This is a genomic window from Mesorhizobium sp. LjNodule214, from assembly GCF_964252735.1.
GTDB lineage: Bacteria > Pseudomonadota > Alphaproteobacteria > Rhizobiales > Rhizobiaceae > Mesorhizobium.
The window spans coordinates 36,535-49,969 of record NZ_CAXUPE020000005.1 but is presented as its reverse complement, the minus strand read 5'-3'; the positions used below and the strand labels follow the sequence as shown (position 1 = coordinate 49,969).

At 61.8% G+C, this 13,435-nt stretch carries 14 protein-coding genes and 1 pseudogene; 5 read left to right on the top strand and 10 right to left on the bottom strand.

What is annotated here, in order from left to right:
• Positions 1-30 precede the first annotated feature (30 nt).
• Positions 31-309 carry a DUF4242 domain-containing protein gene (locus ACSQ3Z_RS33895; protein WP_436175493.1) on the bottom strand — a complete coding sequence of 93 codons (279 nt, stop codon included), beginning with the start codon at positions 307-309 and terminating at the stop codon, positions 31-33.
• A 155-nt stretch (positions 310-464) separates the two neighbouring features.
• Here ACSQ3Z_RS33895 and ACSQ3Z_RS33890 point away from each other — a divergent pair, with 155 nt between their 5' ends.
• A complete protein-coding gene (locus ACSQ3Z_RS33890; protein WP_436175492.1) occupies positions 465-2,171 on the top strand; it encodes a hypothetical protein in 1,707 nt (568 codons plus the stop codon).
• 757 nt (positions 2,172-2,928) lie between these two features.
• Here ACSQ3Z_RS33890 and ACSQ3Z_RS33885 read toward each other — a convergent pair.
• Positions 2,929-3,741 carry a class I SAM-dependent methyltransferase gene (locus ACSQ3Z_RS33885; protein ID WP_436175491.1) on the bottom strand — a complete coding sequence of 271 codons (813 nt, stop codon included), beginning with the start codon at positions 3,739-3,741 and terminating at the stop codon, positions 2,929-2,931.
• Positions 3,742-3,966: 225 nt separating this feature from the next.
• Here ACSQ3Z_RS33885 and ACSQ3Z_RS33880 point away from each other — a divergent pair.
• Positions 3,967-4,119 (top strand): annotated as a pseudogene (locus ACSQ3Z_RS33880) (transposase); the annotation flags it as partial.
• A gap of 250 nt (positions 4,120-4,369) precedes the next feature.
• Here ACSQ3Z_RS33880 and ACSQ3Z_RS33875 read toward each other — a convergent pair.
• The 4 genes from ACSQ3Z_RS33875 to ACSQ3Z_RS33860 all read right to left on the bottom strand — a co-directional run bounded on the left by ACSQ3Z_RS33875 (position 4,370) and on the right by ACSQ3Z_RS33860 (position 7,507).
• On the bottom strand, positions 4,370-5,056 hold the full coding sequence (locus tag ACSQ3Z_RS33875) for an XRE family transcriptional regulator (RefSeq protein WP_436175490.1): 687 nt from the start codon (positions 5,054-5,056) through the stop codon (positions 4,370-4,372).
• A 117-nt stretch (positions 5,057-5,173) separates the two neighbouring features.
• Positions 5,174-6,319 (bottom strand): RHE_PE00001 family protein, encoded by a 1,146-nt coding sequence (locus ACSQ3Z_RS33870; protein ID WP_436175489.1) that lies wholly within the window; start codon positions 6,317-6,319, stop codon positions 5,174-5,176.
• A gap of 289 nt (positions 6,320-6,608) precedes the next feature.
• The gene (locus ACSQ3Z_RS33865) at positions 6,609-7,043 is read right to left on the bottom strand and encodes a hypothetical protein (protein ID WP_436175488.1); all 435 of its coding nucleotides are present in this window, start codon (positions 7,041-7,043) and stop codon (positions 6,609-6,611) included.
• Positions 7,040-7,507 (bottom strand): type II toxin-antitoxin system prevent-host-death family antitoxin, encoded by a 468-nt coding sequence (locus ACSQ3Z_RS33860; RefSeq protein ID WP_436175487.1) that lies wholly within the window; start codon positions 7,505-7,507, stop codon positions 7,040-7,042. Before ACSQ3Z_RS33860 ends, ACSQ3Z_RS33865 begins: the two co-directional genes overlap by 4 nt.
• On the opposite strand from ACSQ3Z_RS33860, the gene ACSQ3Z_RS33855 reads away from it, so the two are divergent.
• Complete coding sequence (locus ACSQ3Z_RS33855; RefSeq protein ID WP_436175486.1) at positions 7,506-8,675, top strand: site-specific integrase; 1,170 nt, start codon at positions 7,506-7,508, stop codon at positions 8,673-8,675. The two genes, ACSQ3Z_RS33860 and ACSQ3Z_RS33855, sit on opposite strands and share 2 nt — an antisense overlap.
• Positions 8,676-8,762: 87 nt before the next feature.
• Here the strand turns inward: ACSQ3Z_RS33855 and ACSQ3Z_RS33850 are convergent, their stop codons facing one another.
• Together ACSQ3Z_RS33850 and ACSQ3Z_RS33845 are read right to left on the bottom strand one after the other, a co-directional pair.
• Positions 8,763-9,167, bottom strand: coding sequence for a type II toxin-antitoxin system VapC family toxin (locus ACSQ3Z_RS33850; protein ID WP_436175485.1), 405 nt, complete (start codon positions 9,165-9,167; stop codon positions 8,763-8,765).
• The gene (locus tag ACSQ3Z_RS33845; protein ID WP_436175484.1) at positions 9,164-9,397 is read right to left on the bottom strand and encodes an AbrB/MazE/SpoVT family DNA-binding domain-containing protein; all 234 of its coding nucleotides are present in this window, start codon (positions 9,395-9,397) and stop codon (positions 9,164-9,166) included. The genes ACSQ3Z_RS33850 and ACSQ3Z_RS33845 overlap by 4 nt, the downstream gene beginning before the upstream one ends.
• Before the next feature lie 682 nt (positions 9,398-10,079).
• On the opposite strand from ACSQ3Z_RS33845, the gene ACSQ3Z_RS33840 reads away from it, so the two are divergent.
• Positions 10,080-11,732, top strand: a complete 1,653-nt coding sequence (locus tag ACSQ3Z_RS33840; RefSeq protein ID WP_436175483.1) for a putative bifunctional diguanylate cyclase/phosphodiesterase — start codon at positions 10,080-10,082, stop codon at positions 11,730-11,732.
• 204 nt (positions 11,733-11,936) lie between these two features.
• Positions 11,937-12,059 (top strand): hypothetical protein, encoded by a 123-nt coding sequence (locus ACSQ3Z_RS33835; protein WP_436175482.1) that lies wholly within the window; start codon positions 11,937-11,939, stop codon positions 12,057-12,059.
• Positions 12,060-12,523: 464 nt separating this feature from the next.
• Here the strand turns inward: ACSQ3Z_RS33835 and ACSQ3Z_RS33830 are convergent, their stop codons facing one another.
• Both ACSQ3Z_RS33830 and ACSQ3Z_RS33825 read right to left on the bottom strand, forming a co-directional pair.
• A complete protein-coding gene (locus ACSQ3Z_RS33830; protein ID WP_436175481.1) occupies positions 12,524-13,006 on the bottom strand; it encodes an RES family NAD+ phosphorylase in 483 nt (160 codons plus the stop codon).
• Complete coding sequence (locus ACSQ3Z_RS33825; protein ID WP_436175480.1) at positions 13,003-13,434, bottom strand: antitoxin Xre-like helix-turn-helix domain-containing protein; 432 nt, start codon at positions 13,432-13,434, stop codon at positions 13,003-13,005. Before ACSQ3Z_RS33825 ends, ACSQ3Z_RS33830 begins: the two co-directional genes overlap by 4 nt.
• Position 13,435 lies beyond the last annotated feature (1 nt).

Below are 13,435 nucleotides of genomic sequence, written 5' to 3'. Positions count from 1 at the left end.
TTGATTTGATGCTTGCGGACGGGCGCAGCCTCAGGCGCCGCGCGCCGTCGACGGGCCGATCACCGCCGCCACCTCGGTCACCGAATTGACCGGAAAGCCGCCATCGCGTGCATGCCGGCGGATAGTGTCGGCGCTTTCCGCCTCGTGCACGCAGTAGAACTTGTCGCCGGCTACGTAGCTGGTGATCCAGGTATAGGGCTCGCCGAGGCCGGCCACGGCTTCATTGGACTTTGTCGAGATTTCTCTGAGCTCGGTGGCGCTTAGCTTGTCGGCTCCCGGTATGTCCCGTTCGATCATGTAGGTGGGCATCGTCATGCTCCTTTTTGTTAAACGACGCTTCACCATTGCTGTCAGGCGTTGTACCGGATGTGGAAGGCGCCACGGCCGTGACGAATTCCAGTCACACGCTTCGTCAAACGCTCATTGCGCAAGGCGGCGCCAACGGACGCCGGAAAGAGCAATCGATGGGCATCAGGATCAAACTTCTCGGCGACCCCGCCATTCTCGATGGCGACGGGGTTAGCCAGTCTGTGCGCGGCTTTCAGGCCTGGGCGCTGCTCGTGCGCGTGGTGCTGGCGCAGACGCCGCTTGACCGGCGCATCATTGCCGCCGAACTGTTTCCCGAGACAGTCGACCCGCTGGGCTCGCTCCGCTGGTGCCTGGCGTCGCTGCGCAAGGCGCTCAATTGTTCGGACTGTCTGTCGGGCGATCCGATCGAAGCCAATTTTCCTGATGACGTCGAGGTCGACGTCTTGCAGCTCGACCGCGACGACTTCGAAATCGAGCAGGCCGGCCGGCTGCTCGGCGGCATCGAACCCCGGTGCAGCTCCGAATTCTTGACTTGGCTGCTGGTCGAGCGCGAGCGTATCTCGGGCCTCGTTGAGGCGAGGATCCGGCAGGAAACGATGCGCGCCATTTCCGTTGAGGATTACGACCGTGCCATCCGCCTCGCCGAACTGGGCGTCCGCGGCGACGCCTTCAACGAGGGCGCCCATGTGCTCTTGGTGAAGAGCCTTGCGCTGGCCGGACGATATGATGCCGCGCTCGCCCATGTCGAGGCGACCGAGAACGTCTTCCTCGTCGAGCTCGGCGAGAAGCCGTCGCTGGCGCTCAGAAGTGCAGCGCGCCGCACCATTTCCTCACCGCCAGTAGGCATATCTCCGGAAGTTTTCGTGAACTCGCTGATGCAGTCCGGCCTTGCCGCACTGTCGGCCGGTGCTGTTGATGCCGGTATCGATTGCCTGCGCCGCGCTGTCAACGACGCGGAAAGGCTGAAGGATAGGCACCTGCAGGCGAGGGCCACGCTTGAACTCGGCACGGCTCTTGTCCACTCGGTCAGGGGCTATGACGACGAAGGCGCGATTCTGCTGCGCCAATCCACCGAACTCGCGCGGCAGTCGGGCAGCGCCAGCATCTCCGCGGCAGGCTTTCGCGAGCTCGGCTATGTCGAGGCGCTGGCCGGGCGCCGCCCGGCTGCGGCTGCCTATCTGTCGGAGGCGATTGGCCTCGCCGTCGACGATGACAGCCTGGCCGGCGTCCACGGGGTCATCGGCTTCAACCTCGTCGACTGGGGCCAAGTCGGCGAAGGCCTTGAGCATTTCGCGGTCTCGCTGGACCATGCCCGCAAGGCCGGTAACCGCCGCCGTGAAATCTGGTCGCTCGGCGTTGGCGCCCGGGGGCTGCTGGCGGCAGACCGGCTGGACGAGGCCGATGCGTGGCTCGAAGCCTGCCTTGTCCTCAGTGAGGAGCAGCGCTGGATTGCCTTCCGTCCGTGGCCGGTGGCGCTGCTTGGCGAATCCAGGCTGCGTCAGAAGCGGGACCCGGCCGCGCTCCGCGCCGGGCTGGAGGATGCCTTCGCCACGGCTTGCCAGCTTGGCGATCCCTGCTGGGAAGCCGCGGTCGCCCGTGCGATGGCGCTGACTTATGCCGCAGCGGACGAACTCTCGCCTGCCATGGACTGGCTGACCGAAGCGCGCCGGCGCTGCGCCCGCGACACCGACGCCTATACCGCACTCCAGGTCGAGATCCTGGCCAGCCAGGTCGATATCAGCGTCAGGCAGGGCAAGCCGGAACTTGCCGACGCCATCGCCCGCGAATGGGTGTCGATGGCCGCGCGCACCCATATGAACGCTCATGTCGCGCGCGCCGCCGGCTTCATCGGCCGTCACTAGGCGCATAGCCGGACGGATTTCTCGCGAAAGGTCTGTCATGCCTTATCGATTTCTGGAGATTGCCGGCACGCCCGGCGTTAAGGCCGCCCAGGCCGAGAACGGCAGCAGTGAACTCTGGGCAGGCTTCAAGGGTAGTCGGCGCTGAGGTGGCCTCCGGGGTTTGGATGGTGCGATGAGCTTTCCATTTTCCACGGAGTTGGGTCGCCGGAGGGCACCCAACCAAAAATGCTAGCTTATCATCCGCTCATCCGCTCATCCGAAACTCCGCTAACTCCGCAACTCCGCAACCCTGTTCGAGCCCAATCATTCCCTGATGTCGTCGAGATAATTCCCTGTTTGGTATTCTAGGGATTTGTCCTCTAAGCATCGGAAACTTCTGCGCAACCGTGATTCGTCTAGAACCCCCGCAGCACTGGACTGGATTGCGGAAGCGCGGTTTTAGGACCGGAGCTTAGCAGAGGCATACTCAACCCTGACACCTCGCTGGAGGAGTTTTAGAGCTTCAGGGCTGTCACGTTGTCGGCTCCGCCGTGGCAGCACCTTGGAGCCGATGGTATGAGACTAAAGTCACCTGAAGCCGCAAGGCCGTTCGCTAAGAATCGTTATTTAAGCAATGACGTCAATAGTTTGGTGTTTGTGGACGAAAACTAGGGCGCGTACTCATAAATTCGGTTCATGTCCGTTTCAGTCCGAAAGCAACGCAATTGCTGTGTAGCAGCGGAATGTCGCGAAGTGCCGGAACGGGATATTCCAACACCTAGACCACAGCCACAATTACGTGTGCCTGAATTTTGGCAGCAACCTCGCCGCTGCCATGTCTGTCTGCAATCGCGGATGCGGCATAGTCGGTTGCAGCTTCCAGTTCTCCCGCGCCTCTGGCCTCGATTTCGGTGCGAAGCACAGTTCCCTGGCAATAAGCAACGGCTGGAATGCGCGGCGAGGAGGCACGGCTCTGTTCGGCTCTCGTCTCGATCACCACATCGGAGAAACCTGCGTCCTCCAGCTCGCGACGGATCAGGTCCTTATCGTGGTAACCGTGCGGCGTTCGTGCCAGAAAGCGCGGCGGGTCGTTGGGAAAAATCCTTGCGAGAGCATTCGTTACATCATCCGCAAATACATTCTCCTCGAGGCGATCCCATACGTTGAACAAAAAACGTCCTCCGGGCTTCAGGACGCGCTTTGCTTCGCGGTAGCCGGACGAGCGGTCGGGAAAGAACATCGCGCCGAACTGACAGCAAACGAGATCGAAGGCCGCATCTTCAAACGGCAGCGCCAGGGCATCCGCCTGGCGCCATCTGATGCGGCTGTCTGGAGCTTGTCGCGAAGCGGCGTAGTCGAGCATCGGCTGGTTGAGGTCGGTTACGATATAGCTTGCGCCGGGGGACAGTTTTGGCGCCAATGCGCGGGTGACAACCCCGGTGCCTGCGGCGGTTTCCAAAACGGCCCTGGGCGACAAGGACGCTGCTCGTTGTGCAAGATCTGCGGCGAACGGCTCGAAAATCAACGGCACCATATAGCGGTCGTAGTTTTCCGGAATCGAGCCAGCAAACACCTTGTCCGTTTCCAACATTGCTATCCCCCGCCGTCCGTTTGATGGCTCGCGAGCCTAGCATACAATTGTTTGTTTTGGGTCGCTTTCGACCGCGAGGCGTCCAACAGCATATGCAGCTCTGTCGGGCCGTAGCTCCGCGAAAGCGGGAGTAAGATCAGGCTATTGGTGTCTATCATGATGACGTGGCGGGTTGATGATAGCGCCCGGCGCGTGATTCAAGTTCCCAAACTGGAGCCTCGAATCATGCGCTACGAACTCGCCAATCTTGAGTGGTCGGCCATCAAGCCGTTCCTGCCGAATAAGCCGCGTGGTGTTCCACGGGTGAATGACCGCCGTGTCCTCAATGGCATCTTCTGGGTCTTGCGATCCGGGGCCCCATGGCGCGACCTGCCTCAGGATCCATGTCGTAGTCGATGCCAACGGCTTGCCAGTTCGCCTTGGCCTCACCGGCGGCCAGGCACACGACAATCGGCTGTGCTCAATCAACGCGGCGCCGCGGATCGCTGAACCGGCTTGGTGACTTCCCGTATCCGAGGGGATCGGGATAGGTGCCCCAGTAGATCCGGCCGAATGTCCGTCCTGGCGATATGGTCTCGATTTCGAGCTTTGCACGCCCGAAATCGGGTGGAGGTGGAACGCCGGGCATTCAGTCGAAATCGCCCCTGGCCATGCCTTCCGCCAGTGCCAACACCGCGGCATTGTCACCCTGCTGGAGAGCTCGAAGGCCGGTCCGCCCATCGAGCGCGCCGTGACGCGACACCAGAAACCGGTAGACCGCCCAGGCACTACTGCCCAACGTCGTATGGAGCGCCGGCAATGCACCGAACGGCCGGCCATGCTTGTCGAGCTGCCAGACGGGAAAGCGGAAACCGCGCTTGGCACCATCGATCCCGAGCACCTGCCCGCTCTGCCGCTTGGCGTTGACCGTCACCCGCGACGTGCCGATCAGCTTGGCAAAGGCATCCGCGCTCAGCATGTCATCGCCGGCGACAATTTCGGCGACACGTTTGCGGCCGCGCTCACGCGCCGCGGTAAGAGCCGCCTCAAGCTCGTCGTCAGGCTTGCCCATGTCGTCGACGGGAAACGCTTCATCCGAAGCAACAGTCTGTTCCTCGACCGGGGTAATTGTCTGGGCACCGGCCGCCGGGTCGACTTCCACCCGGAACGAGACTCGATGGCCGATCTTGCGGCTGCGTGCGATTGCTTCCTGATAGCGTTCGAGTAGCACCTTCTTGAAGTCCGACTGCGAAGGCAGCTTCGTGCTGAACGCCATTGTCGTGACTCCCGCATGGGACGGGGTCACGCTGTGATTGCTGCGCTTTGAAACGGCCATGACGGCAACCTCCTGTTTCCACCAATGTGGAGACAGAATGCAAGTTCGTCAAGTTCGTCAAGTTCGTCAAGTTCGATAATTTCGTAAAGTGAAGCCCTTACGGCGACGGACTGCCGATCACACGATGCCCCACGCCCGAAACCTTCCCCTCCCCGTCATCTCGCGCAGGCCGAGCTGCCCGACAAGATTGAGCGCGCCCTGCTTCGACATCTTCAGTGTCTGCTGGATCATGCCGGTCGAGACGAGCGGCCGCGACAGCACTAGCTCGACCAGGTCTGGCAATTTTGAGCTGGCGCGTCGTTCACGCAGTCGCCGCTCGATCTGGCTTTTCGCCATTGTCAGCCGATCGAGCTCTTTCAGCCCGGCCAGCGCTGCGTCATGCATAGCGTCGACGAAAGCCAGCCGCCGATCAGAGCGATTGCGTGCCCGCCGCCGCTCCCGCGGAATGTTTTTGGCGCCGAGATGCAGGCTGGCGAGATGGTTGGCGGCGAGGCCCTCCTGCCGCAGCAGTGCGGACACCAGCAATGGCCCGTGCCAGACGGCATGCTGCAGCACCTCGATGTCCGACCAGGCCTCGAGCAGGATCGCGGCGCGCAGAACGACCGGCAGATCTCGCGTCCTGGCAATCACATCCCGCCATTCGGCCAACCGTTCTTCTTCATTCCAGTCGAGATCGTAGATCAGGCCGTTTTGCGGCTCCGGCCGCTCACGTCGTGACGTGTCCTCCTTTCGACCAGGCACGTCTGAGCCGCTGAGAATCTTTGACGATCGCGCCAAGACAGCATCGATCTCGGCAAATTCTTCAGCCAGAAGATCATCCTCAGCGTCATCCCGACCGTCGGGTTCAACAGAGGCAGTTCCAGCCCCCTCCCCTTCCCGGCTTTTTGGTCCCGACGCCGGCGTCGCGCCACCCCGGCCGGTCAGGGCCAAAAAACCGTCGCGGCTGAGCGCCCAGTCCGGCTTTTGCGCAAAAATTCGCCGGCGGGTTCGCAGCACCGCATAGGCCCGGGTGAGTTCGTGGGTCGGGGTGCGGATGTCCATGTGGGCGTCGTGCAGGACCAGATCCTCGAGATGGACGAGTTCGCCCTCGAGCCAGAGCGCGGCGGCCGCATCGGCAAAATGCTGGCGCTCGAGAAATCCGTCGCGGACGGGCGAGCGCGTCAGGCGCTCGTCGAGCCGCGCCAAAGCCTCGGTCGCCTTCGCGACAGGCGCGATGAGAGTGTCGAGGGACAAAAGACCGATGTCGTAAGCCATTGTTTTCATGATGGCTGATTCGCGTAAGTCAAGCTATCTCGATGTTAGGTGGACCCGCCGCCGATTTTCTGTCGGGGAAAAATAACTATCGATAATCACCGCTTATCGATAGCGATTGCTCTCGCCGCCCAAATCAGCCAGGATCGTCATCCTGTGTCGTTGGAAAGGCTTGGGAATGCCGGATCGTCGGTGCTTCTGCTGTTCCTGGTTCAGTGGATTCGCTCGCACCGGCTGAATGGACGATATGCGAAAGGGGTACCGGATGACTGCAACGGCGATCCGCCTGCCCGACGCCGCCTCACTCGGTGCGTGGCACCCGGCGCAGGCGCCCGGCGCGCGCGAACCCGAGCAGCTTGTCGCGGGCTGCGGCGGCGAGCTTCGGTGGCAACGGTCCGTACCAGATGCTTGGCGCCGCCCGGCCAGTGGCCGCCCGCAGGTCCGGGCCCGGCCAGGCGAACACGTTGGCCTCGTTGCAGATGATCCAGGAACGCTGGGCGTCGAGGCCGAGGCGCGCCTTGGTGAGCGCTGGAATCTCGATCGCCGTCCGCGGGTCGGCCGGCGGGCCATGGGTTACCGGCACCACGACCGCGACGATGCGATCGCCGTCGCGCCGCGTGGCCGCCACCAAGGCACACGGCCGGTTCTTGATCCCCTCTTCGTCGCCGCGCCGATGATCGTCGGCCCAAAGATAGCTATAGCTGAGCAGCCAGCCGACCTTCGGCTCAAGACTCATTGCTCCTTAAGCTCGGCGTTGAGATGCTCATACCCGGGCGCCATCTCGCTCGCCTCGATCGCGGCGATGTCCTCGTCCGTCAGGTCTTCAGCCCGCACCACACGCCGGTCCCGGGCGCGCAGTCGCTCATACTCGTCATATGAAAGGACGACGTTGCGTGGCCGACCGTGCTTGGTAATCAGCACCGGTTGGCTGAGCGACCGGTCGAGGGCCTCGCCGATCCGGTCCTGGAATTCGCTAGCGCTCAACGTGACAATGGCCATGATAACCTCCATTTCCGCCAAAATAGCGAAAATCGGGACATTGTGCAAGGTTCTGTCGGCCAATCGCTGCACGTTGTGCATGCCGGCAAAGCGCCCGTGCAGGGCCGGCACGCTGGGCGCGACCGCCTGCCCGATCGGGACCCGGACGTGCTGCTCGAGTCGTCCAACAGACGTTGTCAGTTCTGAAAGGTGACGGTCCATGGACGTTCGTCTGCCCAAGCCCGCCACTGACCAGAAGCTCCGCCGCGCCGAAGCGCTCGACGCCCTGGACTCCGTGCTGCCGTTCGGCCGCCGCGATTTTTTGGCCGACATCCTCACCGACGATGACGTCGAGACGCTGCGCCACCTCGCCAGGGAGGGCATGGGGGAGAATTCCTTGCGCGCGCTTGCCTCAGACCTCGGCTATCTCGAGGCCTGGTGCCTTGCCGCGACCGGACAGCCGCTGCCCTGGCCTGCGCCGGAAGCACTGCTGATCAAATTCGTCGCGCACCACCTGTGGGATTTTGCGAAACGCGAAACCGATCTGACGCACGGCATGCCGGCCGACGTCGCGGCGACGCTGAAATCCCAAGGGCTTTTGCGCAGCGACGGACCCCATGCGCCGTCCACCGTGCGCCGGCGCCTGTCGAGCTGGTCGACCTTGACCAAATGGCGCGGTCTTAGGGGAAAATTCAACGCGCCGGGGCTGCAGAGCGCCATGAAACTGGCGGTGCGCGCCAGCGCCCGCCCGCGCGGCCGCAAGAGCAAGAAGGCCGTGACCGCCGACATTTTGACCGCGCTCCTAAAAGCCTGCGCCGGCGACCGTCTCGTCGACGTGCGCGACCGCGCCCTTCTCATCACCGCCTTCGCCTCCGGCGGCCGCCGCCGCTGCGAGATTGCTTCGCTCAGGATCGAGCAGATCATCGAAGAAGACCCGGTGCCGGCCGATCCCAAAGCTCCCGACGGCGACAAACTGCCATGCCTGTCGATCCGGCTCGGCCGGACCAAGACGACGCAGGCCGACAGCGACGCCTTCGTATTGCTGGTCGGCCGGCCGGTGCTGGCCTTGAAGGACTGGCTCGAGCGGGCCGCGATTACGGAAGGCGCCGTCTTCCGCGGCATCGACCGCTGGGGCAATCTCGAGAAACGCGCGCTGACGCCGCAGGCGGTCAACCTGATCCTGAAACGCCGCGTCGCCGAGGCTGGGTTCGATCCGGCGGCGTTTTCCGCCCATGGCCTGCGCTCCGGATATCTCACCGAAACCGCCCGTCGCGGCATTCCGTTGCCAGAAGCCATGCAGCAGTCGCAGCATCGCTCGGTCCAACAGGCCTCCAACTACTACAACGATGCCGAGCGGACGCTCGGGCGGGCGGCGAGGGTGATCATGTAGATGCGGAGCATGATTTGATGACGTGTCGATGTCGACGCCTGTCCGACACGTCGATCGCACGAGGGATTGACCGAGATGCCGTTTCGCTCAGGTATTCGGTGTGATCAGTTTCAATGTTGGAAAATAGGTACGGTAGCGGCCAACATCGCGGGTGAGCAGCGGCAGTCCGTTGACGGCGGCATGGGCTCCAATGAAGAAGTCGGGCAGCACGCCGGTGCGCGATCCGCCCGCCTTGCGGTACTGCGTAAATACCTTTCCAGCGAGAAACAGGGCGGCTCGTGGCATCGGAGCGATTTCGAGACCGGCTTCGTCAAGAAACGCGTCGAGATCCTCGATGCGGTCATATCGTACGGCAAGCTCGGCATAGACTGCGTCGTTGATCGATAACGGCCCATTGAGGCTTGCCGCCTCAAGCTGAGCGATCGACCAATCCGCCCACTTCGGATCGTCAGTTACGAGGTCGAGCAGAACGTTGGTGTCGACGAGCGTCACGCTTCGCCGCGCGTCAGTGCCATGATCGCGTCGGTATCGAGCCCCTTGCCGGCATGGCCACGCAACTTCGCAAATCGGCTCACGGGCTGCTTGTTGTCAGTGCGTGCAAGCACCACGCTACCATCGGCGGCGCGGCGGAAATCGACCCTGCTGCCCGGAACGATTCCGAGAAGATCGCGGACCGGCTTTGGGATGGTCACCTGTCCCTTGGCTGTGACTGTAGTGGTCATGTTCCTACCTCGGTAATACCAGTTTTCCAGAAGGTATTACTCGACAGGTCAAATTTCAATCCCCGGGTGGTCGAATTTCACCAAATCACGCGTGAGACGCCGGCATCCCTTCCTTGGTCACGCATTGCATTTTTGGAAACCAGAATCGGCCCCTGCTCTCTCCCGCCCGGTCGCGGCGCCTCATCGGCTATGCGCGTTTCCTCAAGAATCAACTCAACGACGCCCAGATCGACGCGCTAAAGGCCGCCGGCAGGATGAAGGCCGCCAAGGCGCGTGGCCGGCTGGGTCGGCAATCTGGGACTGCGCGAGCGGCGTCCCGATGCTGTCCGGGCAATGGCGGCGGCGCGCTAGCGCGCTTACCTCGGCGACCTCACCACCTCGGCGCAGACCTGACTGCCGACCGCGCGCCCGTTGAACAACCCTTAATTTTGCATGTGTTTTACTAGTGCAAAATGGAAATGCCTCAGAGCAAAGGACCCTCGCGCAGGAAGAGACAGGAATTTCAGAAATTGCTATCACCCTGGTCGTGCAACATTGACCGCCACACGCGGCTCGATAATTTCAGTAAGGCAGAGCCGCCGCGAGCTGATTGGAAGGGGCGATGAGCGGTCTAAACGGAATGGGACGATAGGGTACCGGAAGGCCCTGGTCTCTGAAACACTTCAATCGAAAGAGCACCGGAATGACTGATTTCGATGCGCCGTCGTCTACTTTACCTTGGAGCGAAGCCGACGAGATCATTTCGCTCTACGAGGATGCCAGACTTATCGGCTGTTCCGCAGCACTCGGGCGAAAATATCAGATCGCCGCATCATTGCAGGCGACAATATGGGACGTTTATCCAGAGCTCTTGGGTTCTCGCCATAAGTTGGCGGTAGAATCGGTGCTTGCCACCGGTTTGCCCCGAAGCATCGATATCCCTGGCTCGTCGGGGACTAGTCGGAAACTCTTCATCTTTCGCGCGGAACGTGGCCTCGGGATATTCGAGACGAGCGAGGCCATGGCCCGGCCGCATGCGCCAAACTCCGAGAGCGAAGAGCGCGTTCTGCTTCTCCACCAGGCAACGCATGATGTTCTGACGGGATTGCCGAACCGGCGGCAATTTAGTGAGGACTTATGTGGCGACCTGCCGGTGCTACAAGGCGCGAACAGACTGGCCCTAATGCAAATTGACCTTGATGACTTCAAGCCCGTCAATGACACGCTTGGACACGCTGCGGGTGATCTGGTGCTGCAGGGAACAGCAAAGCGACTTCAAACTTTGCTCGGTGATGGAGAGCTTGCCTATCGGCTGGCCGGCGATGAGTTCGCCGTCATTCAGCGGGGCGGAGTACAGCCCGCCGAGGCCGAGGGCTTGGCTGACTTGATTGTAAATGCCTTCAAAGAGCCGCTCACCGTCGACGGCATTGATGTGTTTGTCGGTACGAGCATAGGCATCGCAATTGCGCCCGAAGACGGGAATGACGGCGAGCAGTTGATGAAGGCTGCGGATATCGCCCTCTATGCTGCGAAGAACGAGGGGCGTGGGCGCGCCAGAACGTTCAATCGCTCCATGCTCATTATGTTGGAACAGCGCGAGATGCTGAGACGCAGTCTGCGAGTGGCGTTGCAGGAACAGCAATTCTTCATCGAATACCAGCCGATGGCAGAATCCGGATCCATAGTTGGCTTCGAGGCGCTTCTCCGGTGGCAGCACCCTTTCGCCGGGATCATCCCGCCAAGCATGTTCATACCCATGGCGGAAGCAGATGGGCTTATGGGAGAGATCGGTGAATGGGTGCTTGAGCAAGCCTGCCGGCAAGCAGTCACATGGCCAGCGCATTTCACAGTCGCGGTGAATTTGTCGCCGGCTGAATTCCTGCGTAAGGGTTTGATCGATCGGGTGGCCCAAATCCTTGATTCCGCCGGCCTCCCACCTGAGCATCTGGAATTGGAAATTACCGAGTCGGTCCTGCTCGAACGCACCACCAACAATCTCGACACCCTTCATACGCTAGAGGTACTGGGCGTCCGCATCTCACTCGATGACTTCGGCACGCGCTATTCTTCATTGGCGTATCTCAAAAACTTCCCCTTCGATACGATCAAGATCGACAGATACTTCATTAAAGACGTCGAAACCGACGTCAAAAGCCAAACAATCGTCCACTCCATCATTGCCCTCGCTCACGGCTTGGGAATGCGGGTTACGGCGGAGGGTGTCGAGAACGCGCACCAGGCTGCCTGGCTTCGAAAGAGAGGGTGTGATCGCTTACAGGGCAATTTGTTGAGTACCCCTATGAGTGCCGAATCGATTCAAAATTTCCTTCTAATATCGTCGCTTGCGATCCAATAGGTAGCGGGCTTGCAGAGCGCGGTGAAACTGGCGGTGTGCGCCAGCGTCCGCCCGCGCGGCCGCAAGTGCAAGAAAGCACGTGAGCGCAGATTTTCCGCCCTCCTGAAAGCCTGTCCTGGCCGATCCCTCCCGACGGCGAAAAGCTGCCCTGCCTGTCGATCCGGCCCTGCCGGACAAAGACGGCAAAGGCCAAGCGACGCCTTCGTGCTGCTCATCGGCCGGCCGGTGATGGTGCTGCAATCCTGGCTCGAACGCGCCAGGATCACCGAGGGCGCCGCCTTTCGCGGCATCGATCGCTGGGGCGATCTCGAAAAAACGCTGCCCTGACGCCGCAGGCCGTCTATCTGATCCTGAAGCGCCGCGTCCGCCGGTTTCGACCCGGCGGCGTTTTCCGCCCATAGCCTGCGCTCCGGCTACCTTCCCGCAACCGCAGCTGCATTCCGCTGCCGGAAGCCATGCAGCAGTCGCAGCATCGCTCCCGCAATAAGCATCGAACTACCACAACGATGCCGAACGCACGGTCGGGCGGGCGGCGCGGGTAATCGTCCGAGTCGCAGATCGATATCGACACAGCTTGCGGCGTCAGCTCCAGAAAATTGATTCCGAGGCAGCGGCCCTGCCGGCGTGCGCGGCGAACGGGGCAAAAGTTCTCCGGCCATTCGCTGCGCGCCGGGCTTGCCTCGTCGGCCCGAGCTTGATGTGCGCTACGTGCTAAAGCATCTCGGCCCACCGGTTCCGCGTCGAATCTCACCAAGGCCTCGGGGCTGTAGGCGACAGAGAGCCCCTCCCCGTTACGCGCCAAACAGCCGCCGGTCCCAGTAGACGGGCTGGTGCAGACTTGTCTGGATCCTTGAAAACTCCGGATGCGCCGGATTGATCAGCACATTGCAATCGAGACGCGCCACGACACTCGGCACCAGCAGGATGACGCTGCGCCGTTCTAAACACCAGGTAGCGCCAAATCCCTTGCTCACCGTCGCCGGCATCGTGTCCCAGCCGGGCAGTGACGGCTGGGAAAAGACCTCGTAGCTCAGTCCGGTCGGGATTGTGATTTCGATGTAGTGCTGGTTGGCCGGCAGTCGGCCGCTGCCATGCACCAGCTTTTCCAACAGGGCCGTCGAATAGTGCTCGCTGGTGTAGATGATAGGACTTCCGGGCGTGTTCCATCGCCCTGGCGCGATTGTCGAGCCGGTTGCATCGAAGATCGGGTAGGTGCCGGCCGGATCGCCGATGCGAAAGGACGATAGCGTGCGATCGAGAGTCTGCGCCGTCACGCAGCACTGCCGTACTTCAGACCTCCGAGAATATCGACCACCATTTCGGCGCCGAACTCGCTCAGGATAACGACGTCGATCGGTCGCTTGTCCTCAATCATCGGGTGCGGCCGAAACAAGAAATCGCGCGCCTCCTCTTCGTTTTGCCAGACATCGACAGCAAGGCCCCAGACGCGCGCCACGCGGGCCAATCGTGTGCCCTCGTCCGACGAGAGACGATGTACCGTCTTGCGCCGCTCATAGGTCGCCTTGGGGATCAGCCGGTATTTGAACTGAGCATCGCCAGGCGCTAGAAGATGCGCAACGCGCTCGAGCGCCCCGATGGGAAGTCCATCCTCGATCCGGGAGATCAGCCCGAAAGGCGACCGTGACGCCACCTCTTTAACGGGCAACCCCAACACGTCGGCCACATTTTCGAACGCTAGCATC

Excerpts from the sequence above, each read along its gene's own strand:
- ACSQ3Z_RS33825 (WP_436175480.1), bottom strand. The coding sequence starts at position 13,434 with ATGCTAGCGTTCGAAAATGTGGCCGACGTGTTGGGGTTGCCCGTTAAA.
- ACSQ3Z_RS33865 (WP_436175488.1), bottom strand. The coding sequence starts at position 7,043 with ATGAGTCTTGAGCCGAAGGTCGGCTGGCTGCTCAGCTATAGCTATCTT.
- ACSQ3Z_RS33855 (WP_436175486.1), top strand. The coding sequence starts at position 7,506 with ATGGACGTTCGTCTGCCCAAGCCCGCCACTGACCAGAAGCTCCGCCGC.
- ACSQ3Z_RS33845 (WP_436175484.1), bottom strand. The coding sequence starts at position 9,397 with ATGACCACTACAGTCACAGCCAAGGGACAGGTGACCATCCCAAAGCCG.
- ACSQ3Z_RS33885 (WP_436175491.1), bottom strand. The coding sequence starts at position 3,741 with ATGTTGGAAACGGACAAGGTGTTTGCTGGCTCGATTCCGGAAAACTAC.
- ACSQ3Z_RS33840 (WP_436175483.1), top strand. The coding sequence starts at position 10,080 with ATGACTGATTTCGATGCGCCGTCGTCTACTTTACCTTGGAGCGAAGCC.
- ACSQ3Z_RS33895 (WP_436175493.1), bottom strand. The coding sequence starts at position 309 with ATGCCCACCTACATGATCGAACGGGACATACCGGGAGCCGACAAGCTA.
- ACSQ3Z_RS33890 (WP_436175492.1), top strand. The coding sequence starts at position 465 with ATGGGCATCAGGATCAAACTTCTCGGCGACCCCGCCATTCTCGATGGC.
- ACSQ3Z_RS33860 (WP_436175487.1), bottom strand. The coding sequence starts at position 7,507 with ATGGACCGTCACCTTTCAGAACTGACAACGTCTGTTGGACGACTCGAG.
- ACSQ3Z_RS33870 (WP_436175489.1), bottom strand. The coding sequence starts at position 6,319 with ATGAAAACAATGGCTTACGACATCGGTCTTTTGTCCCTCGACACTCTC.
- ACSQ3Z_RS33875 (WP_436175490.1), bottom strand. The coding sequence starts at position 5,056 with ATGGCCGTTTCAAAGCGCAGCAATCACAGCGTGACCCCGTCCCATGCG.